Source organism: Marinovum sp. (genome assembly GCF_048263515.1).
GTDB lineage: Bacteria > Pseudomonadota > Alphaproteobacteria > Rhodobacterales > Rhodobacteraceae > Marinovum.
Genome location: NZ_JBLXEC010000009.1, coordinates 65500 through 89157 on the forward strand (window position 1 = coordinate 65500; position 23658 = coordinate 89157).

A 23658-nucleotide genomic window follows, 5' to 3' on the forward strand; every position below is an offset into this window, starting at 1 on the left:
CGGCCCTCAGATTACATTCTCACATGAGACAGGTCATGCTCCCGCCAATGAAAGCCCCCGATCCCCTTTTGGACAAATGCCCGATTCATACTGACGGCTTTCGCATCCCGCGACGACTGTCTGACATACTCCAAGAGATCGCAGATGCCCCAGCAACACCTGAGGAACGGATGTCTCTCGGGCACCTTATCGATGGGTTCGGGAACCGAGCCTACGGTGCGCTGCTCTTCATCTTCGCAATTCCTGTCGCATTGCCCATTGCGATTCCTGGTATCTCCGCAGTGCTCGGTGCCCCGCTGCTTTTTCTCTCCTGGCAGCTGATGCGTGGACGTGAAGAGCCTTGGCTGCCGGAGGTCATGCGCCGGCGTTCCTTCCGGCACGGCGACTTCTCCAAAACGATTTCGCGGGGCCTGCCTTGGATGCGACGTGTGGAGCGACTGGTCGGGCCACGGCTCACCTGGTTGGTGAGAGGGCGCAGGGAGCGGGCGATCGGTTGTCTGGTGTTCATTCTCGCTTTGATCCTGTTCCTGCCAATTCCGTTCGGAAACTCGATTCCAGGTTTGGCCATCGCAATCCTGCCGCTGGCTATTCTCGAGCGCGACGGCGCTGCGGCGATAGCCGGAACCTTTCTGGGCCTCGTCGGAATCGGGGCCGTATCGGGTATCATTTTCGGGATGATTAAGGCTGCTGTTTTCCTCCTCCAGTCCGCGATCGGCTCATAGGCGCATTGCATAAAGCCGAAATGTGCAGAGGGCGTGCAGGGTGCTTGCATGCCAGCTGGTAGCATGGGTTCAAACCGACAGTTTGCGAGAGAAGACCGAACCGCTGCCCCTGCGGTGACTTTGTCGTTCCTGCGGGATTTCTACACTGCAAATCGTCCGCTCCTTTCCAAGCCGGGCCAAGGCCTTGCCTCGCCGTTTGCCCTGACGTCACCTCAGGCGCGGAACCGGAAGCGGGCGAGGGCGTTCCTTCACCAGCCCCTCGAGCCCTGAAGGATTCGCCGTGACGCAGATGCCCGACACCATGACGACAGCCCGCCCCGCGCCGGACCGGCAGAAGATGCTGCAGGACCTTGACCGCCTGTCGACCCTGCTCGACAGCAAGTTCCGCGTGCCGGGCACCTCCATTCGCTTTGGTCTGGACGGTATTCTGGGGTTGATCCCCGGTGTCGGTGATCTGGTGACGGCGGGGCCCGCGGCCTATCTGCTTTATCGCGGCTACCAGATGGGGGCGCGCAAGCGGACCATGACGAAGATGGCGGTAAATGCCGGGATCGACTTGACTGTCGGTGCCATTCCGGTGGTGGGCGACCTGTTCGACGTGTTCTTCAAGGCCAATCGGCGCAACGTTGCCTTGCTGCGCCGCGAACTGGAGCGGGATGATCCGCAGGTGCGGGGCGTCTGAACGCCAGCGGTTAATCTGGACGCGCCAGCATTTTCCGTAATGTTATTCCGTCACCGCAGGGGCGGGAGCCGAAATCGTCACCTGCTGCGTCATCCGCCCGGTCACCCGGTCGAAGATCAGGATGCGGTCGTCTTGGGTCACCACCGCCACCCAGCCGGTGCCGAAGGTCACCGCCTCGGCGCTGACGCCGGCGGGCAGGCTCAGGTCTTCGGGCACCTGCGGGCCGGGGTCGCGGAAGCGGATGACAATCAGCGCGATGATCAGTATGACCCCGGCAATCATCACGCCCGTCAGCACCGTGACCAGCAAGCGCAGAAAGCGCAGGTTGGCCGGCTCGGGCAGCTCCGCCTGCGTTTCAGAAGGGTCATCCATGCCGGAACTCCGTTTCACCATCGGCGCCAATCCGCCCGGCCGCCTTGATAAGGCCTTAGCCCGCGATGTGCCAGAGGAGGCGGCGCTGTCGCGCACCCGGTTGGCACGGCTCCTGGAAAGCGGCGCGGTGCGGCTGGATGGCGTGGTCGAGGTGAACCCCAAGGCCAGGGTCGACGAGGGTGCCGAGGTGGCGATCACGCTGGAAGAGGCGGAAGAGAGCCACATCCTGCCAGAGGACATCCCGCTCGAGGTTCTCTACGAGGACGCGCACCTGATCGTGGTCAACAAGCCCGTCGGCATGGTGGTTCATCCCGCGCCGGGCACGCCTTCGGGCACGCTGGTCAACGCGCTGCTGCACCACTGCGGCGACACGCTCTCTGGCGTCGGCGGCATGAAGCGGCCGGGCATCGTGCACCGGATCGACAAGGACACTTCGGGTGTGCTGGTGGTGGCCAAGGATGACGCGGCGCACCATGGCCTCGCGCTGCAGTTCGAGAAACACACCGCCGAGCGCGCCTACAAGGCGGTTGTCTTCGGTCTGCCCGATGCCGCCGATCCGCGGCTGCGGGGGTTGCGCGGCATCAGCTTCGAGCCGGGCAACGTGCTCAAGATCACCACGCGGCTCGCCCGCCACCGCACCGACCGGCAGAAACAGGCGGTGTTCTTTGACACCGGCCGCCACGCGGTGACGCGGGCGCGGGTGGTGGAACGGTTCGGCCAGCCGCCAGCGGCGGCGCTGATGGAATGCCGGCTCGAGACCGGGCGCACCCATCAGATTCGCGTTCACATGGCCCACGCCGGCCACGGGCTGATCGGCGACGCCACCTATGGCGGCAAGCGCAAGATCGCCAAGGGCGCACTGTCGCCAGCGGCGCAGGAGGCGGTGCAGGCCTTTCCGCGTCAGGCGCTGCATGCCGAGACCCTGGGCTTTGTCCACCCGGTCACCGAAGAACAGCTGAGCTTCACCGCGCCGCTGCCGGAGGACATGGAATCGCTGCTCGCCGCCTTGCGCGGCTGACCGGCTGAAACATTTTCGCTGCGAAGACGCACCCTGGCCGCGGTCGGTTCCGCAGGCTCTGTGCATTTGTGCACATAGACACCGATTATTCACGGGTTTATGACAGGTTTTGTCGTGAAGTGCACATGCCTGTGATCCGATGACATGGCGCTTTCAATCTGAACGGATCGGTACAATTATCGTAGGCAAGGTGGATATGTGCTCTTGAAAGGCCCGATTTCCACACCATATGGAATGTTAAAGTCCTAAACATTGGAGGGGACGGACATGGCTAACTACGCAAATCTCCCGGCGCCGACGCCAGAAGGCGGGCTGTCGCGCTATCTGCAGGAGATCCGCAAATTCCCGCTGCTCGAGCCGGAAGAGGAATACATGCTGGCCAAGCGCTGGGTCGAGGAGCAGGACACCGAGGCGGCGCACAAGATGGTCACCTCGCACCTGCGGCTCGCGGCCAAGATCGCCATGGGCTATCGCGGCTACGGCCTTCCCCAGGCCGAGGTCATCTCCGAGGCCAATGTCGGCCTGATGCAGGCGGTCAAACGCTTCGATCCCGAAAAAGGCTTCCGCCTTGCGACCTATGCGATGTGGTGGATCCGCGCCGCGATCCAGGAGTACATCCTGCGGTCCTGGTCGCTGGTCAAGCTGGGCACCACCTCGGCGCAGAAGAAGCTGTTCTTCAACCTGCGCAAGGCCAAGGCCAAGATCGGCGCGCTGGAAGACGGCGACATGCACCCCGACAACGTGGCACAGATCGCCACCGATCTGGGGGTGACCGAACAGGAGGTCATCAGCATGAACCGGCGCCTGTCGGGCGGCGATGCCTCGCTCAATGCCACCGTCGGCTCGGAAGGCGAGGGCACGATGCAATGGCAGGACTGGCTCGAGGATGAAGACGCCGACCAGGCCGCCGACTACGAGGAACGCGACGAGCTGCAGGCCCGCCGGGCGATGCTGGCCGAAGCGATGGATGTGCTCAACGACCGCGAGAAGGACATCCTGACCCAGCGCCGGCTGTCGGACCAGACGGTCACGCTCGAGGATCTCTCGGGGCAATATGACGTCAGCCGCGAACGCATCCGCCAGATCGAGGTGCGCGCCTTCGAGAAGCTGCAGAAGCGGATGAAGGAACTGGCCAAGAAGCAGGGCATGATGGCCCAGGCCTGAGCTGGGTCGGATCACCTGCACGGAATGAAAAGGCCGGGGGAAACCCCGGCCTTTCGCTTTGACGGCCGGTCCGCTTTTGGCGATGTTGGCGCCAACAGTCTAGCGGAGGACAGACCATGGCAGATCACGTTCGTTGGGGCATCCTGGGGGCGGCGAATTTCGCCCGCAAGCACATGGCCCCGGCGCTTCAGACCGCGCGGCGCGGCCGGCTGGCGGCGCTGGCGACCTCGAGCGCCGAGAAGGCCGTTCCCTTTCAGGAACTGACGCCGGAAATCGCGGTGTTCGGCGATTACGACGCGCTGCTGGCCAGCGATGCGGTGGATGCGGTCTATATCCCGTTGCCCAATCACCTGCATGTGGAATGGACCGAAAAGGCCCTGCGCGCCGGCAAGCATGTGCTGGTGGAAAAGCCGCTGGCGATGAGTGCCAACGAATTCGACAGCGTCATCGCGCTGCGCGACGAGACCGGGCTGGTGGCGGCCGAGGCCTACATGGTGGTGCATCACCCGCGCTGGCAGAAGGTGCGAGAGCTGGTGCAGGCCGGCGAGATCGGCGAGCTGATGCTCTGGGACACGGTGTTTTCCTACAACAACCGCGCCGACACCGGCAATATCCGCAACCGCGCCGACACCGGCGGCGGTGCCATCCCTGACATCGGCGTCTACACCTATGGCACCGCGCGCTACGTGACCGGCGAAGAGCCCGAGGCGATCCTCTCGGCCGAGATGCGCTGGGAAGAGGGCGTCGACGTCTGGTCGCATGTCACCGCGCGCTTTCCGTCGTTCCACTTCTCCGGGGTGAACTCGATGCGCATGGCGGGGCGGCAATACGTGGCGATCCAGGGCGATCAGGGCGTGATCACCGTCAAGGCGCCGTTCAACGCGGCGGTGTTTGACCAGGCCGAGGTGACCTTGGAGCGCGCCGGGATGGAAGCGGTGACCTGGCGCTGGCCGGGGGTGAACCAGTATGTCTGCCAGGTCGAGAACTTCAACGCGAGCGTTCTGGACGGGGCGGCCTATCCGTGCCCGCTGGAGTTCTCGCGCGGGACGCAGGTGATGATTGATAAGGTGTTCGAGAAGGCGCGGGGGTAGGGGGCTTTTACCCTCGCGCGACCGCGCCCTGCGCGTTAACAGCGGCCGTCAGGCCGCCGCGCATCGCCGACCCGCCCCCAGGGGCGGCGATTTGGTATGCGTGGGCGCTTCGCTCGGAGATTCTCCGGATTTGGCGGGGATAAAGTTTTGCCGAACTTCGGTCGGACCGCCACCCCGCGGGTCGGCGACGCGCGGCTTTTTGCGCTACGTCGAGGTCGGGTAGCGGTGGGTTGGAAACCCACCCTACGACGTGTGTGAAAGCTGGGCACTGCGCGTTAACAGCGGCCGTCAGGCCGCCGCGCATCCGTTGCCCGGCAGGAGATTTGGCTCTGCCAAATCTGCCGAGAGGGGCCGACCCGCCCCCCCGGGGCGGCGATTTGGCTACCTTAGGCGCGTCGCTCGGAGGTTCTCCGGGATTGGCGGGGATAAAATTTTGCCGAACTTCGGCCGGATCGCCACCCCGCGGATCGGCGATGCGCGGCTCGTCGCTTCGGTTGGCGGTTGGGTGGCGGTGGGTTGGAAACCCACCCTACGGCGGCTGAACGAAGTCCATTTCGGGCATTTCGCCCCCGCGCGTTATACCGCGCGGATGCTGGGCGTCTTGGGCATGCCGCTGTTGGCGTCGATGAAACTCAGCACCAGCGGACGGATGTTGTTGCGCCAGGACTTGCCGGCGAAGATGCCGTAGTGGCCGGCGCCGGGCTCGAGGTGGCTGGCCTTCTTGCTGTCGGGCAGGCCGGTGCAGAGATCGAGCGCCGCGATGCATTGGCCGGGGGCCGAGATGTCGTCCTTGCCGCCTTCGACGGTCTTGACCGCGACGGTGGTGATCTTGCCGATGTCGACCTTCTTGCCGGCGACGGTGAACTCGTTCTTGGCAATCTCGCGGTTCTTGAAGATCCGCTCGACCGTGGTCAGGTAGAACTCGGCCGGCATGTCCATGACAGCCAGGTATTCGTCGTAAAACCGGTTGTGCGCGTCGTGGTCCGAAGCCTCGCCCCGGGCGACGCGGCCGATCTGGTCGACAAAGGCCTTGGAATGGCGGTCGGCGTTCATCGAGATGAAGGAGGTCAGTTGCAGCAGACCGGGATAGACCTTGCGGCCAACGCCCGAGTACTTGAAGCCGACCTGCTGGATCATCGACTGTTCGAGCTGGCCCATGGTCACCCGGCGGCCGAAGTCGGTCACGTCGGTGGGGGTGGCGTCGGGGTCGATCGGCCCGCCGATCAGCGTCAGCGAACGCGGCTGCGCCTCGGGGTCTTCCTCGGCCAGATAGGCGGTGGCGGCCAGCGTCAGCGGTGCCGGCTGGCAGACCGCGATCACATGGGTGTCGGGGCCGAGGTGGCGCATGTATTCCACCAGGTAGAGGGTGTAATCCTCGACGTCGAACTTGCCCTCCGACACGGGAATATCACGTGCATTGTGCCAATCGGTGACATAGACTTCACAATCAGGGAGCAAGGACCGAACTGTCGAGCGGAGGAGCGTGGCATAGTGTCCGGACATTGGTGCAACCAGCAGAACCTTTCGCGGCGCCGGGGTCCGGCCCGCCACCTCGAAGTGAATCAGATCGCCGAACGGCCGGCTGACCTCGGTGCGGATGTTGACCAGGTGATCGCGCCCGTCTTCGCAGGTGATCGAATGGATACCCCAGTCGGGCTTGACCGCCATGCGTTCAAAGGCGCGTTCGGTCACCGAGCCCCAGGCGGCAAGCCAGGTCATCCCCGGATTCGGCCACATGGCAAAGGCCGGATAAGAGGCCATCGCCTCTGCCGTCGCCCCGAGCCACTGGTTCGTGTTCCGAAGGGTTTCCATCATATCGTAGGTGACCATGTAACGCATCTGCGTGTGCTCCGGAGCTGTTGGGGCCCTGCTGCGCCCTGTTGTTTTGTCGCTTTGACCCCTCCAACAAAGCGACCTAATGCTGCGACTGCAAGATTAAAGAGGATTCGTTGAGATGACAATCGAAGAGACCAAGTCGAGTAATAATATTGCTCATCTAGACGAAAATATTGCCAAAATTGATCACTTGACGCAGCGTCTGGCCAAGGCCCTGACGCGCCGCAAGCCGCCGAATCCTCAAATTGCTGCGCCCGAGTCAGAGCTTTTTGCGCGCGCAGCAACCGCCTATTGGCAGGAATGGGTGCAGAACCCGACCAAGATCCTCGAGCACCAGGTCGAGTACTGGGGCAAGTCGCTCAAGCACATGGTCGAAGCCCAGCAGCTGCTGGCCCAGGGCAAGCTTGCGGCCCCGGAAGACACGACTCCGGATGACAAGCGGTTCTCGAACCCGGTGTGGAAGACCAACCCCTATTTCAACTTCATCAAGCAGCAGTACATGATCAATTCCGAGGCCATCAAACAGGCCGTGGAAGACATCGAGGACATCGACGAGAAGGAAAAGAAGCGGCTGCGCTACTTCAGCCAGCAGATCGTCGACATGATGGCGCCGACCAACTTCTTTGCCACCAACCCCGATGCGCTGATGAAGGCGATCGAGACCGAGGGCGACTCTGTCGTCAAGGGGCTCGAGAACCTGGTGGCCGATCTCGAGGCCAACGACGGTGAACTGGTGGTGCGGCTCGCCGATACCGAGGCCTTCGAGGTTGGCGGCAATATCGCCACCTCGCCGGGCAAGGTGGTGTTCCGCAACAAGATGATGGAGCTGATCCAGTACAGCCCCAGCACCGAACAAGTGCACGAGATCCCGGTGGTGCTCTTTCCGCCCTGGATCAACAAGTTCTACATTCTCGACCTGAAAGAGAAGAACAGCTTCATCAAGTGGGTCGTCGACCAAGGCTATACGCTCTTCGTCGTCAGCTGGGTGAACCCCGACCGTTCCTATGCCGACATCGGCATGGAGGAATACGTCGAGCACGGTTACCTGACCGCGATCGAAGAGACCAAGAAGATCTGCAAGGTCAAGCAGGTCAACGCCATCGGCTATTGCATCGCCGGCACCACGCTGAACCTGGTTCTGGCGCTGCTCAAGAAGCGCGGCGACAAGTCGATCAAGTCGGCGACCTTCTTCACCACGCTGACCGATTTCTCGGATCAGGGCGAATTCACCCCCTTCCTGCAGGACGATTTCGTCGACGGGATCGAGGCCGAGGTCGACCAGCACGGCATCCTGCGCTCCTTCATCATGGGGCGGACGATGTCGTTCCTGCGCTCGAACGACCTGATCTATCAGCCGGCGATCCGCAGCTACATGATGGGCGACACGCCGCCGGCCTTTGACCTTCTCTACTGGAACGGCGACGGGTCGGGCCTGCCGGGCAAGATGGTGATGCAGTACCTGCGCGGGCTCTGCCAGCGCAACGAGCTGATCGAGGGCAACTTCGAGCTGATGGGCGAGACCCTGTCGATCAAGGACGTGACCGTGCCGATCTGTGCCATCGCCACCGAGACCGATCACATCGCGCCCTGGAAGGATTGCTACCGCGGCTTCCTGATGACCGGCAGCCGCTCGCGCACCTTCATCGTCGGGCAGTCGGGCCACATCGCCGGCATCGTCAATCCGCCCACCAAGGACAAGTACGGCCACTACGTCAACGAAGAGCTGCCCGACAGCCCCGAGGCCTGGATGGAGGGCGCGGAATTCCACCAGGGGTCCTGGTGGCCGCGCTGGGAATCCTGGCTCAAGTCGCGTGCGGGCAAGAAAGTCGATGCACGCGAACCGGGTGATTCCGACCATCCGCCCCTTGGTGACGCCCCCGGAGACTATGTCCGGGTGAAGGCAAGCCTCTGAATTTACGTAAGGTTATGCTTTTTTCTGCACCGCAGCATAAAACTGTTGAAATGCTGCGGTGCAGCGGCTATATTCCTTGCAGACGCAGAAAACGGGGTGGGCCCGTACTGCGCAGAAACAAAGGATCATCATTATGGCCGCTGCAAAAGCACAAGACGTCACCGCCCTCCTGAAAGACATGATGGGCGCATTCCCCGTCGACACTTCCGCTCTGGAAGATGCCTTCAAGACCCAGGCGACCCTGAACGAGAAACTCTCGAACGTCGCTCTGGAAGCCGCTTCGAAGTCGACCGAGATCTCCTCGAAATGGACCAAAGACACCCTCGCCAAACTGGCCGAGCTGTCCAAAGCCAAATCCGAGCCGGCCGACTACGCCAAAGCCATGACCGACTTCGCGTCGGCTCAAGCTGAAGTTGCTGCTGAAAACGTGGCTGCCTTCGCCGAAATCGCCAAGAAAGTTCAAATGGAAACCGTTGAACTGATGATGGCTGCCGGCAAGGAATTCTCGGAAGAAGCTTCGGCTGCCGTGAAAAAAGCCACTTCGGACGCGACCGCCGCGACCAAGAAAGCGACCGCAACCGCGAAGTAAGCTGGTTGAGATTTCGTCAGCGTTGTCTCCTCCCCCCTGATGCGCGACGACATCATCAAAGACGGGTCCTTCGGGGCCCGTCTTTTTTTGTCTGCCGGTCTCTTTTCGAAAAGGTGATCGGCCAGACCTGCGCCACCCTTGCCAGAGCCCTTCGCATTGCGCACCATCGCCGCGACACCAGGCGGGAGGGCGCACCATGGGAATTTTCGGAAGATCGCAGGTCGGGGCAGGGGCCTTGTCGCTTGTCCTGCTCTCTGCCGGCGCCAGCGCGCAACAGGCCGAGACGCCCCAATTCCAGCCCTTCACCTTTGCCGGCACCGTGGTGGCGCGCGAGATCACCGGCCTGTCCTACGAGGCCGGCGGCTGCATCGTCGAGGTCTCTGACAGCGCGCGGCGCATCGGCGTCGCCGAGAGCGGCCAGGTGCTGGTGAAGCTCGACGCGCAGGATGCCGAACTGGCGCTCGAAACCGCCAAGGCGCGCGTGGCCGATCTAGAGGCCGCGGTGGCCGAGAAACAGCTGGCCATCGACGCCGCCGAGGCCAACGTCGCCCGCCGCGCCCAGGAGCTGGCCTTTGTCGGCAAGGAGTTTGCCCGTAACGAGCAGATGTTCCGCCGCGGCCTGATCAACGAAAGCACCATGGAAGGCGTCGAGAGCCGCAAGATGAACGCCGATTTCGCCGCCGACCAGGCGCGCGAAACCCTGGCCAGCGCCATCTCGGCCAAGAAACGCGCCGAGATCGCGCTCGACATCGGCAAACTCGACCTCAAATCCCAGGACGTGGCCTATGCGGCGCTGGAATTGCGCGCGCCTTATGCCGGGGTTCTCCTGGGCTTCGAGCCCAATGTCGGCGATTGCGTCTCGGCCGGGGCCTCGGCCGCGCAGATCTACGCCCCCGAAAAGAAATCGGTCGAGGTCTTCGTGCGCGTCGACCAGCTGGTGGCGCAGCAATCCTCCGGCGTGACCATCGGCGCGCCGGTGCGGATCGGGCGGATCAATGGCCAGGCCTGCGGCGGTGCATTTACCTGGATCGGCACCGAGGCCGACCTCGAGCACCAATACGTCAAATCCTCGATCGAGGTCGACGAAGCCTGCGCCAGCGCGCTTTATCTCAACGAGGCGGTCGAGGTCGAAACCCTGGCTAATCCGGCCTGATCCCGGCCATTGCGGCGCAGCAGCAGGTTTTTCGCGCTTGCGGCGTCACAACGCTTTTCTTTTCGCAAACACTGGCCTAGGCTTTTCTGCAGCGCTGAAACTCACGGGAGGACGGCCCAAGTGGCGGACAAACCGAAACCCCTTCTGATCAAGCGGTATGCGAGCCGCAGGCTCTACAACACCGAAACCAGCGACTACGTGACGCTCGAAGATATCTCCGGTTTCATCCGCGATGGCCGTGACGTGCAGATCGTGGATCTGAAATCCGGCGATGACCTCACCCGTCAATACCTGCTGCAGATCGTCGCCGAACACGAAAGCCGCGGCGAGAACGTTTTGCCGCTGGGCGTACTCACCGATCTGGTGCGCAGTTATACCACGCAAGCGCAAAGCGTCGTGCCGCAATTCCTGACCGCGTCCTTCGAGATGCTGCGCGAGGGCCAGAACCGCATGCTGGAAATGAGCCCGATGGCCAAGATGCCTGGCTTCGAGGCGATGAAGGCCCAGCAGGACGCCTTCATGAAGGCGATGTCCGGCGGGATCACCCCGCAATGGTCGGGCCCCGAACGCGAGGGCGGCACCGAGGAGAAGGGCGAGGAAGACCTCGACGCCATCAAGAAGCAGCTTGCCGAGCTGCAGACCAAGCTGTCGAAGCTGGACAAGTAGAACCCGAGCAAAGGCTCAGGACACCACAGGCCCCGCGGCATCCGCGGGGCTTTTGCGTTTCCGGGGCTCAGGTGCCGTAGGCCCGGGTCTCGCCCATCACCGTCTCGGCGGCGGCAATCAGCGCCTCGGCGATGAAGTCGCATTCCGCCCGGGTCAGCCGCGCCGGCAGCCGCACGTCGCAGGCCCGCATCAGCATCGCCCGCGTCGCCGGCAAATCCTCGGGCAGGTCCGGCACGAACTTCCAGTTCCAGAAGGCGCGCGCATTGTCGGCCGACAGCCCGAAGATCTGCACCTTGACGCCCATCGCCTCAGCCGCCTCGGCAAAGCTGCGCCGCTCGTCCTCGCGCATGCCTTCGAGGTTGAACTGGATCGAATCCGGCGCGCGCTCCTCCGGCAGAAGAGGGTCGGGCACCCGCATCCAGGGGCTGGTATTGAGCCGCGCGGCGACATGATCGTGGTTCGCCCGGCCATCACGCACCCGCTGTTCCAGACAGGGCAGCTGCGGCCGGATCACCGCCGCCGAGAGGTTCGACATGCGTTGATTGTAAAGCGGCAGGGTGTTCTGCAGCCCCGGAAAGACATCGCGCAGCACCGGGTGTTTCTTCCAGTTGTGCTCGTAGGCGCCCGACATGATGATCGCCCGGGCCACCAGTTCGGCATCGTCGGTCACAAGGATGCCGCCTTCGCCGGCGTTGATCATCTTGTAGCTCTGAAAGCTGAAACAGCCGATCCGCCCGAAGGTGCCGATCTTCTGCCCATTCCAGGTGGTGCCCAGCGAATGCGCCGCGTCCTCGACCACCGGAATGCCGCGCGCATGGCAGAGCGCCATGATCGCATCCATGTCGGAGGTATGGCCGCGCATATGGCTGATGATCACCGCCTCGACACTCCCCAGCTTGGCCGCGAAATCGTCGAGGTTCACCCGGTAGTCGTCGCCCACCTCGCAGAGCACCGGCCGGCAGTCCGCATGCACCACGGCCGAGGGCACGGCGGCAAAGGTGAAGGCCGGGATCAGCACCCGCGCATCCCGCGGCAGGCCCAGCGCCTTGAGCGAGAGAAACAGCGCCGCCGAGCAGGACGACACCGCCAGGGCAAAGTTCACCCCCATCATCTCGGCAAACTCGGCCTCGAGCAGCGAAACTGGGGCGTTCTCGGGCGCGGTGTAGCGGAAGAGGTCGCCGCTTTGCAGCAACCGGTCGATCTCGGCCCGCGCGGCCTCGGGGATCGGCTCGGCGTCATGAACGTTGGGGGCCTGCACTGCGCTCATTTTCGTTTTCCTTAATCCGGGTTTCCAGAAAAGTAAAACAGAGCAATCGGGCAAAAAAGTGAAATTTCCGTAACGGGTCCGGATCGGCGGCGGATTGTGACGTCAGAAGCCCAGCCGGTCGCGCAGGGCAAACCAGGACATCGCCAGCGTCAGCAGCGGCGTGCGCATCATGCCGCCGCCGGGAAAGGCCGGGGCGGGCAGGGCGGACATGGTCTCGAACCCCTCCTGTTCGCCCATGATCGCCCGCGCCATCAGCCAGCCCGCATGGGTCGCCGTGCCCACGCCATGCCCGGAATAGCCCGAGGCCGAGAGCACGCCGGGCGCCACCTGCGCCAGGTACGGCAGCCGCTTCATGGTGATCGCCAGGGTGCCGCCCCAGGCATAGTCGATCTTCACGTCCTTGAGCTGCGGAAAGACCTCCAGCATCGGCCGCCGCACCTTGGCGGCAATATCCTTGGGGAAGCGATAGCCATAGCTCTCGCCCCCGCCGAACAGCAGCCGCTTGTCATGGCTCAGCCGGAAGTAGTTCACCACGAAACGGCTGTCGGCCACCGCCACATCCTCGGTCAGCACCTGCGCCGCACGCGCGCCCAGCGGCTCGGTGGCGACGATGAAATTGTTGATCGGCATCACCCTGGCCCGCACCTTGCGATCAAGCGTGCCGAGATAGCCGTTGCCTGCCAGGATCACGTGATCGGCCTTGACCCGGCCCTCACCGGTCCGCACCAGCCCCGGTTCGACATGGTGCACATAAGACCCCTCATGGATCACCGCACCTGCCTCGGAGGCCGCCTTTGCCAGCCCCACCGCCAGCCGCAGCGGATGCAGATGCGCCGCGTCCCGGTCGATCATCCCGCCCTTGTACTCCGGCGACGGGCAAAGCGCCCGGCAGGCCGCTTCGTCCAGCGCCTCGGCATGGGCATAGCCATAGCGCTCCTGCAGGAAAGCCACGTAGCCCTGCAAATCCGCCACCTGCGCCCGGGTCGAACCGGTCCAGGCCACCCCCGGCTTCAGGTGACAGTCGATCCCGTGCTCAGCCACCAGCCGCTTGACCAACCCCTTGGCATCTTCGCCCAGCTGCCAGTATTTCGCCGCATCCGCGCGCCCGACCAGCGCCTCCAGCCCCTGCTGGTCGACCCTCTGCCCCGATCCCAGCTGCCCGCCATTGCGCCCCGAGGCGCCAAAGCCCACCCGGTGCGCCTCCAGCACCACCACGCGCCGGCCGGCCCCGGCCAGCTCCAGCGCCGCCGACAACCCGGTATAGCCCGCGCCGACGATACAGACATCGGCCGTGACCTCACCGCGCAACGGCGCGAACCGCGGCAGAAACTCGGTCGTCGCCGCATACCAGCTTGCGGGGTATTCCCCAGCCCGATCATTGGAAAACAGCAGGTTCATGAACCCACCCCCCTGCTTCTTCTGTTCACAAATACCCTCGGGGGGAGTCGCCCATGGCGACGGGGGGCAGAGCCCCCCAACCCTCACACGTTCAGCAACAGGTGCTCACGCTCCCAGGGAGAGATCACCTGCAGGAATTCCTCGTATTCCGTCCGCTTGACGATGCCGTAGACCCTGGCAAATTCCGGCCCCAGCACCTCGTGCAGCTCCACCGCCTCGTCAAACAGGTCCAGCGCCGAGCCCAGAACCTGCGGCACGTCAGGCTCGCCCTCATAGGCGTCACCGGAAAACTGCGCCCCCGGCGTGACCTGGTTGACCAGCCCGAGATAGCCACAGGCGAGCGAGGCCGCGATGCCGAGATAGGGGTTGCAGTCCATGCCGCCGATGCGGTTCTCCACCCGACGGGCTTTCGGCGACGAGATCGGGATGCGGATGCCGGTGGTGCGGTTGTCGCGCGCCCATTCCAGGTTGATCGGCGCCGCATGGTCGCGCACGTAGCGGCGATAGGAATTCACGTAGGGCGCCATCACCGCGATGGCCGAGGGCAGATAGCGCTGCAAGCCGCCGATGAAATGCGCGAAGGCCTCGGTCTCGCCGCCCTCATCGTCGGAAAAGATGTTGCGCCCGTTCTCGAGGTCGAGCACCGAGTGGTGGATATGCATCGCGCTGCCCGGCTCGTCGGCGATCGGCTTGGCCATGAAGGTGGCAAAGCAGTCGTGCCGCAGCGCCGCCTCGCGGATCAGCCGCTTGAAGTAGAACACCTCGTCGGCCAGCTTGACCGGGTTGCCGTGGCGCAGGTTGATCTCCAACTGACCGGCGCCGCCCTCCTGGGTGATGCCGTCGATCTCGAAGCCCTGGGCCTCGGCAAAATCGTAGATGTCGTCGATCACCGGGCCGAATTCGTCCACCGCGGTCATCGAATAGGCCTGCCGCGCGGCGGCGGGCCGGCCCGAGCGGCCCATCATCGGCTCGATGCTCTTGGCCGGGTCGATGTTGCGGGCGACGAGAAAGAACTCCATCTCCGGCGCCACCACCGGCTTCCAGCCGCGCGCGTGATAGAGGTCCATCACCCGTTTCAGCACGTTGCGGGGCGAGGCCGGGATCGGCACGCCCTCACGGTCAAAGGCGTCGTGGATCACCTGCAGCGTCCAGTCACCGGTCCAGGGCGCGGCGGTGGCGGTCGACATGTCGGGCCTGAGGATCATGTCGCGCTCGATGAAGCCATCGGCGCCCGCCGCCTCGCCCCAGCCGCCGGTGATCGTCTGATAGAAGATCGAGTCGGGCAGGAAGAAATGCGATTGCCGCGCGAACTTGCTGGCCGGCACCGCCTTGCCACGGGCGATGCCCGGCAGGTCCGAGATCACGCATTCCACTTCATCGAGCCTGCGCCCCTCGAGATAGGCCTGCGCCGCCGCGGGGGTCTGGGTGATCCAGTCGGTCATGCGAAGCTCCTGTCGCGAAAGAACTGGCCGATCATCCGGGCCAGCGTGTCATTGGCCACCGGCGCCCCGACAGAGGCGCGCGCCGCCTCGAGCTGTTCGGGCGGCAGCACCTCGCCACGGGCCTCCATCAACCCGGTGATGAACTCGGCGGTGAACTCCGGATGCGGCTGCACGGAAAACGCCTTGCGGCCATAGACCAGCCCGGCATTGGCGCAGAAATCGGTGCTGGCGATCACCTCGGCCGCCTCGGGCCGTTCGGTCACCTGGTCCTGGTGCCAGGCGTGCAGCGGCAAGGTCTCGCCGCCGAAGTCATATTTCACCCGGCCCACCGACCAGCCACCGATGTATTTCTCGACCCGGCCGCCCAGGGCCTGGGCAATGATCTGGTGGCCGAAGCAGATGCCCACCATCGGGATGTCCGCCGCATAGGCCTCGCGGATCAGCGCCTCGAGCGGCGCGATCCAGGGCAGGTCCTCGTAGGCACCGTGCTTCGACCCGGTGATCAGCCAGCCGTCGGCGTCCTTTACGCTGTCCGGAAAGACGCCATCGACGACGGCATAGCTGTCAAAGTCAAATCCCTGTCCGTCCAGCAGATCGCGGAACATGTCGGGGTAAGTCTTGTGGTCAGGCAGCGCCTCGGGCCTGTGCCCGGTGGTGAGGATGCCGATCTTCATAGGTCACCTGTATGCTTAGACCGTGTCGAGGTAGATCTCGACTCGCTCCGTTTCACTCAATTCTTCCATGTAATGGGCCTCCTGCCGCTTGGTCAGCAGGAAGTTGCGGATGATCTCGGGGGCAAAGATCCGGCGGATGTGCTCGCTGCCCTCGAAGGCATCCATCGCCCCAACCCATGTGGCCGGAATCCGCGGCAGGTCAAGCGCATAGGCATTGCCGGTAATCGGATCAGCGGGTTCGATCGCATCCTCCATGCCGTTCATCGCCGCGCCGAGGATGACCGCCAGCATCAGGTAGGGGTTCACGTCACCCCCCGCCACCCGGTGCTCGATCCGCCGGGCCCGGTGATCGCCAGAAGGTACGCGCACCGCCGCCGTGCGGTTCTCGTAGGCCCAGCAGATGCCGGTCGGGGCATGCGCCTCGGGCACCAGCCGGTCATAGGAATTGTGATGCGGCGCAAAGACCAGCGCGCTGTCGGCCATGGCATCGAGACAGCCGCCGATGGCATGGCGCAGCACGTCGGTGCCCTTGTCGCCGCCGTCGTCAAAAATATTGTCGCCGTTCTCGTCCAGCACCGAGAAATGCGTGTGCAGCCCCGAGCCCGCGTAATCGTCATAAGGCTTGGCCATGAAGGACGCGGCAAAGCCGTGCCGCCGCGCCAGACCCTTGACCAGCCATTTGAACAGCCAGGCATCATCGGCGGCGCGCAGCGCGTCGTCGGAATGCATCAGATTGATCTCGAACTGCCCGAGACCGGCCTCCGAAATCGCGGTATCGGCGGGAATGTCCATCTCTTCGCAGGCATCGTAGAGATCGGTAAAGAACTGGTCGAAACTGTCGAGCGCGCGGATCGACATGGTTTCCGCCGCCTTGCGCCGCTTGCCGGAGCGTTCGCTCACCGGCACCTGCAGCGACCGGCCGCTGTCATCGATCAGGTAGAATTCCAGCTCCACCGCGACGACGGGCGTCAGCCCCTTGGCCTTGTAGCGATCGAGCACGCGCTTCAGCGCATGGCGCGGGTCGCCCTCGTAGGGTGAGCCATCCTCGCGGAACATCCAGATCGGCAGCAGGGCCGTGGGTGCCTCGAGCCAGGGCATCGGCAGAAAGCCGCGCTCGGTGGGCAGCAGCACGCCATCGCGATCGCCGCTTTCGAACACCAGCGGGCTGTCGTCGATATCCTCGCCCCAGATGTCGAGATTAAGCACCGAGACCGGAAAGCGCGTGCCGCTCTCCACCACCTTGTCGGCGAAACGCACCGGCACCCGCTTGCCGCGCGGCTGACCATTGAGGTCGGCGGCGGCGACACGGATCGTGCGCACCTGGGGGTTCTTGCGCAGCCAGGATTTCATTGCATTGCCGGACATGGGGCACCTTGGTTGAATAATTTGATCAAATTATGGATAGCGACCCGCCCCCCGGTTTGGCAAGCGGGAAATGTCGCCGGACGCAAGCCAAAGGAGCCCTCCGCCCCCAAGTACAGCCAACGCCGCCCCGGACCTGATCCGGGGCCTCACCGCCTGCCCAGAAGCTCCCGCTCGGCGCCCGGGACGGCTCAGCGCATCAGGGTCAACCGCAGCTTCATCTTCTCCCGCCGCTCCTGCGGCAGATGCCGGTTGAGCCACCGGTTGATCAGCCCGAAGAGGGTGATCAGCGCCAGCGTCAGCAGGATGAAATAGCCCGCCAGGATCGGGTAGGGCACAAAGGGGTTGAAGGTCTTGTCAGCGAAGTAATTGGCATAATAGAGCGCATCTCCCCGCTGCTGGAACGCCGGAAACCCCGAGAAATAGACCAGCGTGGTGGCGTGAAACAGAAAGATCGCCTCGTTGGTATAAGCCGGCCAGGCCAGCCGCAGCATGGTTGGCCAGATGATCCGCCGAAACCGTGTCCAGCCGGAAAACCCGTAGGCATCCGCCGCCTCGGTATCGCCCTTGGGGATCGACAAGAGCGCACCATAGAAGATCTCGCCGGAATAGGCCGCGGTATTGAGAAACAGCACCACCAGCGCCCCGGCCCAGGCCGAGGTCAGCGGCGTGAAGAAGGGCGCCACCTGTTTCAGAGACAGGAACAGGAAATAGGCAAAGAAGAACTGGATGAAGAGCGGCGAGCCCCGGAACAGAAAGATGAACCACTCCGCCGGCTTGCGCAGCACCGGGCTCTGCGCCGCCTTGCCCAACGCCACCGCCGTGGCCAGGAAGAACCCGGCAAAAAGCGCCAGCACCCCGAAATAGACGTTCCAGATCATCCCCGAACCGATCAGCACCACCTGCTGGCACAGGGTGAAATCCGACCGCGGCAACAGCCGCTCGCCCACACCCACCGAGCGCAGCGCATAATCGGCAATGGTCTCCCAGCAACTCATGCCGCACACCCCCTGCAGCTTCCTCTTGCCGAAAATACCCTCGGGGGAGTCGCCAGAGGCGACGGGGGCAGGGCCCCCATGATACCGCCAGCCCAGCTCATGCCGCGGCCTTTCTCTGCGCTTCGCCACCGGACGTGGCCTGTCCATGGGTCAGCCGCTTCATCACCCGGTCCAGCACCACCTCCGACACCTTGGTGAAGCCCAGGTAGAACACCAGCAGCGCCAGGAAATACCACATCCGCCAGTCGCCATGCGGATACTCGGTGAACCGCGGGTTCTTGGTGCCGCCCAGCTCTCGCGCCCAATAGACGATGTCCTCGACGCCCAGCAGGAACAGCAGCGGCGTCGCCTTGATCAGCACCATCCAGAGGTTCGACAGGCCGGGCAGGGCATAGACCCACATCTGCGGCACGAGGATGCGCCAGAAGCTCTGGCGGCGGGTCATGCCATAGGCCTCCGCCGTCTCGATCTGTGCCCGCGGCACCGCACGCATGGCGCCAAACAGCACATTGGCGGCGAATGCGCCAAAGACGATGGCAAAGGTCAGCACCGCCAGCAGAAACCCATAGGTCTCGTGAATCCACTGCGGTGCGGTGCCAAGCGGCAGCTTGGCCGCGTCGCAGACCACGAAATCATTGCCCTGACGGATCGGCTGGTCCCAGCCGGGGCAGAGCACCTGGTGGCGCAGCCATTCGAAGCCCTGGTCGAGCGCAATGACGAAAAACAGGAAAAACGCGATATCCGGCACACCGCGCACGATGGCGATATAGGTGCGGCCGATCCAGTTCAGCGGAAAGATATGGCTGCGCGCCGACATCGCGCCCAGAAAGCCGAAGCCCAGCGCCACCGGCGCGGTGATCGCCAGAAGCAGCAGCACCGTGCCGAAGGAGCCATAAAAGGCCATGTGCTTGCCCGTCGTCAGGTAGCACGACAGCCAGCGGAGGCCCTCAAGCAACTCCGGTTCTGCACAATAGCTGAAAATGACGCCTCTCCCGCGAGGTGGACGGGCCGGCGGGCCCGTCCGGGTTTAACAAGCTCGCCGCCCCGGGCGCAGGGCGCGGGGCGACAAGCGGAGTGTCAGCGGATCAGAAGGTCTCGCCGACCTCCCATTTCTCGATCAGCGCATTGAGCGAGCCGTCGTCCTTCATCGACTGGATCGCCGCGTCGAACTTGTCGCGCAGCTCGGTGTCGCTCTTGCGGAAGCCCATGCCGATGCCGCCACCCAGCAGCACGTCTTCGGCCACCCAGTCGAGCTCGGCGTTTTCCTCGGCATAAGGTGCGAGGAAGGACTTGTCGGCCAGCACCGCGTCGGCCTCGCCGTCACGCACCGCGCCGATGGTTTCCTCGGGGTTGGCAAATTCCAGCAGGGTCGCGCCCATCTCGGCCACATGCGCGGCCTGGATGGTACCGGCCTGGGCGGCGATCACCGCGCCTGCGGGATCGACCGACGCGCCGGCCATGCCGAGATAGCCCGAGGGATCAGGCTGGGTGTAGTTCTGGGTGAAATCGATCACCTCGGCGCGTTCCTCGGTGATCGACATGCCGGCGATGATCGCGTCGTAGTTGCCCGAGACGAGGTTGGGGATGATCGAATCCCACTCGTTGGTGACCCATTCACAGGTCATCTCGGCACGTTTGCAGAGCTCGTCGCCGACCTCGCGCTCGAACCCGTCGACCTCGCCCGCGTCATTGAGGAAGTTGAACGGAGGGTAGGCGCCCTCGGTGCCCAGGCGGACGGTTTCGGAATGGCTGGCGGCAAAGGCCATGCTGGCGGTCAGCGCCAGGGCGGCGGTTCCGGTCAGGAAAAGTTTCATGAGTGATGCTCCCTTGGTTGGTAGGTTCAGGCGGCTTGTGTCGAGGACAGAAATCCCCGCAACCGCTCGGATTTGGGTGCGCCGAAGAGTGTCTCCGGCGCGCCTTCTTCTTCGATCAGGCCCTGGTGGAGAAAGACCACGTGGTCGCTCACGTCATGGGCCATCTTCATGTCATGGGTCACGATCAGCATGGTCCGGCCCTCGCTGGCCAGGTCCTTGATGACCTTGACGACCTCCTGTTCGAGCTCGGGATCGAGCGCGCTGGTGGGTTCGTCGAAGAGCAGCGCCTCGGGCTCCATGCAGAGCCCGCGGGCAATCGCCGCGCGCTGCTGCTGGCCGCCCGACAGCTGCGCCGGGTAGGCGTCGCATTTGTCACCGATGCCCACCTTGTCGAGATAGCGCCGCGCGCGCGCCTCCACCTCGGCACGGTCGCAGCCCAGCACCGTCACCGGCGCCTCCATCACGTTCTGCAGGATGGTCATATGGGCCCAGAGGTTGAACTGCTGGAACACCATGCTGAGGTTGGTGCGGATGCGCAGCACCTGTTTCGGATCGCTGGGCCGGCGGGCCAGTCCCTGGCCCTTCCAGCGCACCGGTTCGCCCTTGAACAGGATCTCGCCCTGCTGGCTGTCTTCCAGCAGGTTGGCGCAGCGCAGCAGGGTCGATTTGCCCGAGCCCGAAGAGCCGATCAGCGAGATCACCTCGCCCCGGTGCGCCGTGATCGACACGCCCTTGAGCACCTCGAGCTGGCCGTAGCTCTTGTGAAGGTCGCGGATCTCGATGACGGGGGTCTGGTCTGTCACGATGGGCATTCTGTGAGTGAAGGTTCCCCGTAATAGGGCGGAAAATCGCCCGTCATGCAACTTGCAAAACGGCGGATCTGCGCCGAAACCGGCGGAGGTGCCGTCACGGCAGGGCTGAATTTGACGGCGAGGGGGCTCTTCAGTCCTTGGCGACGCGCTGCCGGGCCATGGCGCTGTCGACATCGCTGATGCCCAGGAGCGGTGCCACCATCCGCAGAAGCGCATCCTCGGCCTCGTCGCGTTCGCCATCGGCCAGCACCACCTGCCAGAGCGCCTCGATCACGCCGATGCGCGCCTCGAAGGGCACCGAATCCTTGATCGCGCGGGTAAAGCGGACGGTGTCGGGGGCCTCGGATTCCAGCTGTTCGGCGTGGCCGCGCAGGGCGCTGGCCTCGAAGGGCGAGAGGCCATAGCGCTCGGCCGCGATCCTGTCGATCAGGGCGCGTTCGTCGGCGTCATAGCTTTCGTCAGACCGCGCCACCCGGACCAGAAGCGCGGTAAGCGCGAGGCGGGCGTCTTCGTCTGGCAATTGGGCGGGCTCGGGCTGGGTCAGCCGTTTGAGGAAATCAGCGAACATTCGGGAGATATAGGCGGAAGATCGGGGAGGGCAAAGGGGATATGGGGCCGGTGATGGATGCACCAAGCGCGTTGACAGCGGCTGCAAGCCGCCGCGCATCATGCCGGAGGCATGCCTTCGGCGTGGCGGGCCGCCCCTCGGCACGGCGATTTGGCTGGCGTGAGCGCCCCGATCCGATCTTTTGCGGATTTGGCCGGGATAAAGCGCTGCTGAACTGAGCGAGGGTCGCCGTACCGCGGCCCCTCGCTGCGCGGCTCACGTCGACGACGCATGTTTGAAGCCCCAGCGCGTTAACAGCGGCTGCAAGCCGCCGCGCATCGCCGGGCCGCCCCCCGGCACGGCGATTTGGTTGGCGTAGGCGCGTCGATCCGATCTTTTGCGGAAGTGGCTGGGATAAAGCGCTGCCGAACTGAAGGTTGATCGCCGCACCGCGGCCCGTCGCTGCACGGCTCACCTCAGCCGTTTGCGATTGAAGCACCGAGCGCGTTGACAGCGGCCGCAAGCCGCCGCGTGTCATGCCAGAGGCATGCCTTCGGCATGACGGGCCGCCCACCGGCACGGCGATTGGGTTGGCGTGAGCGCGCCGATCAGGTCTTTTGCGGATTTGGCCACCATAAAACACCGCCGAACCCACCGACGATCGCCGCACCGCGGCCCGGCGATGCGCGGCTCACCTCAAACGGCCACACCGCCACCCCTCAGCGAATGCTCTCCGCCGCCGCCCTGGCTTCCTGGCTGTGGTCTTCCGACACGCCCAGCATGTCCTCGATCACCTCGACCAGCGCCACCTCGTGCTCTTCGCGCACGCCGTCGGAGATCACCACCGCCCAGAGCGCCTCGGCGATCTTGCGACGGTCCTCGTAGTCGACGGCCTCCTGCAGCTTGGCCACGAAATCCGGCGTCTCCGGCACCGCCGCCTCGAGCCTTTCGCATTCCGCCCGCATCTTGGCCGCCGCCACAGGGTTGAGCCCGTTGCGATGGGCGAGGATGCGGTCGATCTGCTCGAGTTCCTCGAACAGATAGGCGTGATCGGCCTTGGCCACCCGCACCAGCAGCGCGCCAAGCGCATGGGCGGCGTCAAGCTCTGGCAGCGGCTGGTCGCGCGGTTTGTCGCCGCTGAAATACCGGGTGAGACGGTCGATGATATGGGTCATGGGTTAGGGGTCACAGCCTTCTACCAGAGTGAAATCCGCCTCTGAGGCGGCAAGACGCAGCGCCCGGACCTCTTGATAGGCCGGGCTGTCGTAACAGTCGCGCGCGGCCTGATATGAGGGAAATTCGATGATGACAGTGCGGGGTCTCGCGCGACCCTCGGGCGTCTCCTGAGCGCCGGCGCGGACGATGAACCTGCCACCGAACGCCTCGAGCGACGGGCCGACACTGGAGCGATAGACGGCGTAAGCCTCGGGATCGGCCACGTCGACCTGTACCACCCAGTAGCCTTTTGCCATCGCCTGTCCCCCCGTTACGAAAACCCTGACGCGGGACCCTCAGTCTGTCAAGCGCGGCTCATCAAACGCCCTCAGGGCCGTGCCCTGAGCCGCTCGGTCTTGCTGATCACATGCGGTTCGGCCACCGGCGCCCAGTCCGGCGGGGCAAAGAACGGCGTCTGCTGCCAGCGCCCGGAAACCCGCTCGGCCAGCAGCCGCTGGGCAAAGGCAATGACCATCCGGCCCAGCCCCTTGTCCTTGGCGGGCTTGCCGGCCCCCTTGGCCCAGACGGTGTTCACATGCGCCCGCACCGGACCCAGAGCCTTGTCCTCGCCCTGATGCGCTGCGCACATCAGCGAGGCAAACGGCAGTTTGGCCGATTTCAGCGTATTGGCCACCGGCGTGTTGCAGCACGACGTGTGCCAGCGGCAGAGCCCCTTGGGCGAGAGCTTGAGCAGCGCCAGATTCTCGGCACCGCGCACGAAAGTCACCTGCGACGGCGCGGCCTGCAACAGGTCGGTACCGCCGGCCTCGGTCAGGATATCGGCGCCCAAGTGGCGGGCAAAGCTCTGACAATCGGCGCAATAACACACCAGCCGCGTGCCCCGGCGGGGCGCGGTCACATGCCATTCGGTGGCGCCACAGGAACAGGAGAATGTCGCGGTCATGACGGCAGGTTAGGCGCAGT

Annotated in this window: 24 protein-coding genes; 9 read left to right on the forward strand and 15 right to left on the reverse strand. The window is 64.4% G+C overall.

Annotated elements, in window-relative coordinates:
• Positions 1 to 47: 47 nt before the first annotated feature.
• Together ACN0SE_RS10540 and ACN0SE_RS10545 are read left to right on the forward strand one after the other, a co-directional pair.
• Positions 48 to 722, forward strand: a complete 675-nt coding sequence (locus ACN0SE_RS10540) for an exopolysaccharide biosynthesis protein (RefSeq protein ID WP_417524476.1) — start codon at positions 48 to 50, stop codon at positions 720 to 722.
• Between the two features lie 301 nt (positions 723 to 1023).
• Positions 1024 to 1404: a DUF4112 domain-containing protein gene (locus ACN0SE_RS10545; protein WP_417524477.1), complete on the forward strand. Its 381-nt coding sequence runs from the start codon at positions 1024 to 1026 to the stop codon at positions 1402 to 1404.
• Positions 1405 to 1446: 42 nt separating this feature from the next.
• On the opposite strand, the gene ACN0SE_RS10550 is transcribed toward ACN0SE_RS10545, so the two are convergent.
• The gene (locus tag ACN0SE_RS10550; RefSeq protein WP_417524478.1) at positions 1447 to 1776 is read right to left on the reverse strand and encodes a DUF6476 family protein; all 330 of its coding nucleotides are present in this window, start codon (positions 1774 to 1776) and stop codon (positions 1447 to 1449) included.
• Here ACN0SE_RS10550 and ACN0SE_RS10555 point away from each other — a divergent pair.
• From ACN0SE_RS10555 to ACN0SE_RS10565, 3 genes are all read left to right on the forward strand, one after another.
• Positions 1775 to 2794 carry an RluA family pseudouridine synthase gene (locus ACN0SE_RS10555; RefSeq protein WP_417524479.1) on the forward strand — a complete coding sequence of 340 codons (1020 nt, stop codon included), beginning with the start codon at positions 1775 to 1777 and terminating at the stop codon, positions 2792 to 2794. The genes ACN0SE_RS10550 and ACN0SE_RS10555 overlap by 2 nt on opposite strands.
• A gap of 267 nt (positions 2795 to 3061) precedes the next feature.
• Positions 3062 to 3958, forward strand: coding sequence for an RNA polymerase sigma factor RpoH (rpoH, locus tag ACN0SE_RS10560; protein ID WP_417524480.1), 897 nt, complete (start codon positions 3062 to 3064; stop codon positions 3956 to 3958).
• A gap of 116 nt (positions 3959 to 4074) precedes the next feature.
• Entirely contained in the window at positions 4075 to 5049 is a 975-nt protein-coding gene (locus ACN0SE_RS10565) for a Gfo/Idh/MocA family protein (protein WP_417524481.1), read from the forward strand.
• A 576-nt stretch (positions 5050 to 5625) separates the two neighbouring features.
• On the opposite strand, the gene phaZ is transcribed toward ACN0SE_RS10565, so the two are convergent.
• On the reverse strand, positions 5626 to 6888 hold the full coding sequence (gene phaZ, locus ACN0SE_RS10570) for a polyhydroxyalkanoate depolymerase (RefSeq protein WP_417524482.1): 1263 nt from the start codon (positions 6886 to 6888) through the stop codon (positions 5626 to 5628).
• 115 nt (positions 6889 to 7003) lie between these two features.
• Here phaZ and ACN0SE_RS10575 point away from each other — a divergent pair, with 115 nt between their 5' ends.
• From ACN0SE_RS10575 to phaR, 4 genes are all read left to right on the forward strand, one after another.
• Positions 7004 to 8797, forward strand: coding sequence for a PHA/PHB synthase family protein (locus ACN0SE_RS10575; protein ID WP_417524483.1), 1794 nt, complete (start codon positions 7004 to 7006; stop codon positions 8795 to 8797).
• A 133-nt stretch (positions 8798 to 8930) separates the two neighbouring features.
• Positions 8931 to 9386, forward strand: a complete 456-nt coding sequence (locus tag ACN0SE_RS10580; RefSeq protein ID WP_417524554.1) for a phasin family protein — start codon at positions 8931 to 8933, stop codon at positions 9384 to 9386.
• Between the two features lie 196 nt (positions 9387 to 9582).
• On the forward strand, positions 9583 to 10539 hold the full coding sequence (locus ACN0SE_RS10585; RefSeq protein WP_417524484.1) for an HlyD family secretion protein: 957 nt from the start codon (positions 9583 to 9585) through the stop codon (positions 10537 to 10539).
• Between the two features lie 120 nt (positions 10540 to 10659).
• A complete protein-coding gene (phaR, locus tag ACN0SE_RS10590; protein ID WP_417524485.1) occupies positions 10660 to 11205 on the forward strand; it encodes a polyhydroxyalkanoate synthesis repressor PhaR in 546 nt (181 codons plus the stop codon).
• A gap of 67 nt (positions 11206 to 11272) precedes the next feature.
• Here the strand turns inward: phaR and ACN0SE_RS10595 are convergent, their stop codons facing one another.
• The 13 genes from ACN0SE_RS10595 to ACN0SE_RS10655 all read right to left on the reverse strand — a co-directional run bounded on the left by ACN0SE_RS10595 (position 11273) and on the right by ACN0SE_RS10655 (position 23638).
• Positions 11273 to 12472: a DegT/DnrJ/EryC1/StrS family aminotransferase gene (locus ACN0SE_RS10595; protein WP_417524486.1), complete on the reverse strand. Its 1200-nt coding sequence runs from the start codon at positions 12470 to 12472 to the stop codon at positions 11273 to 11275.
• A gap of 102 nt (positions 12473 to 12574) precedes the next feature.
• Entirely contained in the window at positions 12575 to 13870 is a 1296-nt protein-coding gene (locus ACN0SE_RS10600) for an NAD(P)/FAD-dependent oxidoreductase (RefSeq protein ID WP_417524487.1), read from the reverse strand.
• A gap of 83 nt (positions 13871 to 13953) precedes the next feature.
• Positions 13954 to 15312 carry a glutamine synthetase family protein gene (locus ACN0SE_RS10605; RefSeq protein WP_417524488.1) on the reverse strand — a complete coding sequence of 453 codons (1359 nt, stop codon included), beginning with the start codon at positions 15310 to 15312 and terminating at the stop codon, positions 13954 to 13956.
• A complete protein-coding gene (locus tag ACN0SE_RS10610; RefSeq protein WP_417524489.1) occupies positions 15309 to 15986 on the reverse strand; it encodes a type 1 glutamine amidotransferase in 678 nt (225 codons plus the stop codon). Before ACN0SE_RS10610 ends, ACN0SE_RS10605 begins: the two co-directional genes overlap by 4 nt.
• Positions 15987 to 16001: 15 nt before the next feature.
• Positions 16002 to 17336 (reverse strand): glutamine synthetase family protein, encoded by a 1335-nt coding sequence (locus tag ACN0SE_RS10615; RefSeq protein WP_417524555.1) that lies wholly within the window; start codon positions 17334 to 17336, stop codon positions 16002 to 16004.
• Positions 17337 to 17539: 203 nt separating this feature from the next.
• Positions 17540 to 18346 (reverse strand): ABC transporter permease, encoded by an 807-nt coding sequence (locus ACN0SE_RS10620; protein WP_417524490.1) that lies wholly within the window; start codon positions 18344 to 18346, stop codon positions 17540 to 17542.
• Between the two features lie 97 nt (positions 18347 to 18443).
• Positions 18444 to 19328 (reverse strand): ABC transporter permease, encoded by an 885-nt coding sequence (locus tag ACN0SE_RS10625; protein ID WP_417524556.1) that lies wholly within the window; start codon positions 19326 to 19328, stop codon positions 18444 to 18446.
• A 103-nt stretch (positions 19329 to 19431) separates the two neighbouring features.
• Positions 19432 to 20160, reverse strand: a complete 729-nt coding sequence (locus ACN0SE_RS10630; RefSeq protein ID WP_417524491.1) for a transporter substrate-binding domain-containing protein — start codon at positions 20158 to 20160, stop codon at positions 19432 to 19434.
• A 26-nt stretch (positions 20161 to 20186) separates the two neighbouring features.
• Complete coding sequence (locus tag ACN0SE_RS10635; protein WP_417524492.1) at positions 20187 to 20963, reverse strand: ABC transporter ATP-binding protein; 777 nt, start codon at positions 20961 to 20963, stop codon at positions 20187 to 20189.
• 139 nt (positions 20964 to 21102) lie between these two features.
• Positions 21103 to 21540 carry a TerB family tellurite resistance protein gene (locus ACN0SE_RS10640; RefSeq protein WP_417524493.1) on the reverse strand — a complete coding sequence of 146 codons (438 nt, stop codon included), beginning with the start codon at positions 21538 to 21540 and terminating at the stop codon, positions 21103 to 21105.
• Between the two features lie 698 nt (positions 21541 to 22238).
• Positions 22239 to 22694: a TerB family tellurite resistance protein gene (locus tag ACN0SE_RS10645; RefSeq protein ID WP_417524494.1), complete on the reverse strand. Its 456-nt coding sequence runs from the start codon at positions 22692 to 22694 to the stop codon at positions 22239 to 22241.
• A gap of 3 nt (positions 22695 to 22697) precedes the next feature.
• Positions 22698 to 22991, reverse strand: coding sequence for a DUF1330 domain-containing protein (locus tag ACN0SE_RS10650; RefSeq protein WP_417524495.1), 294 nt, complete (start codon positions 22989 to 22991; stop codon positions 22698 to 22700).
• A 71-nt stretch (positions 22992 to 23062) separates the two neighbouring features.
• Positions 23063 to 23638 (reverse strand): DUF6151 family protein, encoded by a 576-nt coding sequence (locus tag ACN0SE_RS10655; protein ID WP_417524496.1) that lies wholly within the window; start codon positions 23636 to 23638, stop codon positions 23063 to 23065.
• Positions 23639 to 23658: the final 20 nt, after the last annotated feature.

Bases quoted from the DNA above. Each gene is read 5' to 3' on its own strand.
- ACN0SE_RS10540 (WP_417524476.1), top strand. From the start codon at position 48: ATGAAAGCCCCCGATCCCCTTTTGGACAAATGCCCGATTCATACTGAC.
- ACN0SE_RS10545 (WP_417524477.1), top strand. From the start codon at position 1,024: ATGACGACAGCCCGCCCCGCGCCGGACCGGCAGAAGATGCTGCAGGAC.
- ACN0SE_RS10555 (WP_417524479.1), top strand. From the start codon at position 1,775: ATGCCGGAACTCCGTTTCACCATCGGCGCCAATCCGCCCGGCCGCCTT.
- ACN0SE_RS10550 (WP_417524478.1), bottom strand. From the start codon at position 1,776: ATGGATGACCCTTCTGAAACGCAGGCGGAGCTGCCCGAGCCGGCCAAC.
- rpoH (WP_417524480.1), top strand. From the start codon at position 3,062: ATGGCTAACTACGCAAATCTCCCGGCGCCGACGCCAGAAGGCGGGCTG.
- ACN0SE_RS10565 (WP_417524481.1), top strand. From the start codon at position 4,075: ATGGCAGATCACGTTCGTTGGGGCATCCTGGGGGCGGCGAATTTCGCC.
- phaZ (WP_417524482.1), bottom strand. From the start codon at position 6,888: ATGCGTTACATGGTCACCTACGATATGATGGAAACCCTTCGGAACACG.
- ACN0SE_RS10575 (WP_417524483.1), top strand. From the start codon at position 7,004: ATGACAATCGAAGAGACCAAGTCGAGTAATAATATTGCTCATCTAGAC.
- ACN0SE_RS10580 (WP_417524554.1), top strand. From the start codon at position 8,931: ATGGCCGCTGCAAAAGCACAAGACGTCACCGCCCTCCTGAAAGACATG.
- ACN0SE_RS10585 (WP_417524484.1), top strand. From the start codon at position 9,583: ATGGGAATTTTCGGAAGATCGCAGGTCGGGGCAGGGGCCTTGTCGCTT.
- ACN0SE_RS10595 (WP_417524486.1), bottom strand. From the start codon at position 12,472: ATGAGCGCAGTGCAGGCCCCCAACGTTCATGACGCCGAGCCGATCCCC.
- ACN0SE_RS10600 (WP_417524487.1), bottom strand. From the start codon at position 13,870: ATGAACCTGCTGTTTTCCAATGATCGGGCTGGGGAATACCCCGCAAGC.
- ACN0SE_RS10605 (WP_417524488.1), bottom strand. From the start codon at position 15,312: ATGACCGACTGGATCACCCAGACCCCCGCGGCGGCGCAGGCCTATCTC.
- ACN0SE_RS10610 (WP_417524489.1), bottom strand. From the start codon at position 15,986: ATGAAGATCGGCATCCTCACCACCGGGCACAGGCCCGAGGCGCTGCCT.
- ACN0SE_RS10615 (WP_417524555.1), bottom strand. From the start codon at position 17,336: ATGAAATCCTGGCTGCGCAAGAACCCCCAGGTGCGCACGATCCGTGTC.
- ACN0SE_RS10620 (WP_417524490.1), bottom strand. From the start codon at position 18,346: ATGAGTTGCTGGGAGACCATTGCCGATTATGCGCTGCGCTCGGTGGGT.
- ACN0SE_RS10630 (WP_417524491.1), bottom strand. From the start codon at position 20,160: ATGAAACTTTTCCTGACCGGAACCGCCGCCCTGGCGCTGACCGCCAGC.
- ACN0SE_RS10640 (WP_417524493.1), bottom strand. From the start codon at position 21,540: ATGTTCGCTGATTTCCTCAAACGGCTGACCCAGCCCGAGCCCGCCCAA.
- ACN0SE_RS10645 (WP_417524494.1), bottom strand. From the start codon at position 22,694: ATGACCCATATCATCGACCGTCTCACCCGGTATTTCAGCGGCGACAAA.
- ACN0SE_RS10650 (WP_417524495.1), bottom strand. From the start codon at position 22,991: ATGGCAAAAGGCTACTGGGTGGTACAGGTCGACGTGGCCGATCCCGAG.
- ACN0SE_RS10655 (WP_417524496.1), bottom strand. From the start codon at position 23,638: ATGACCGCGACATTCTCCTGTTCCTGTGGCGCCACCGAATGGCATGTG.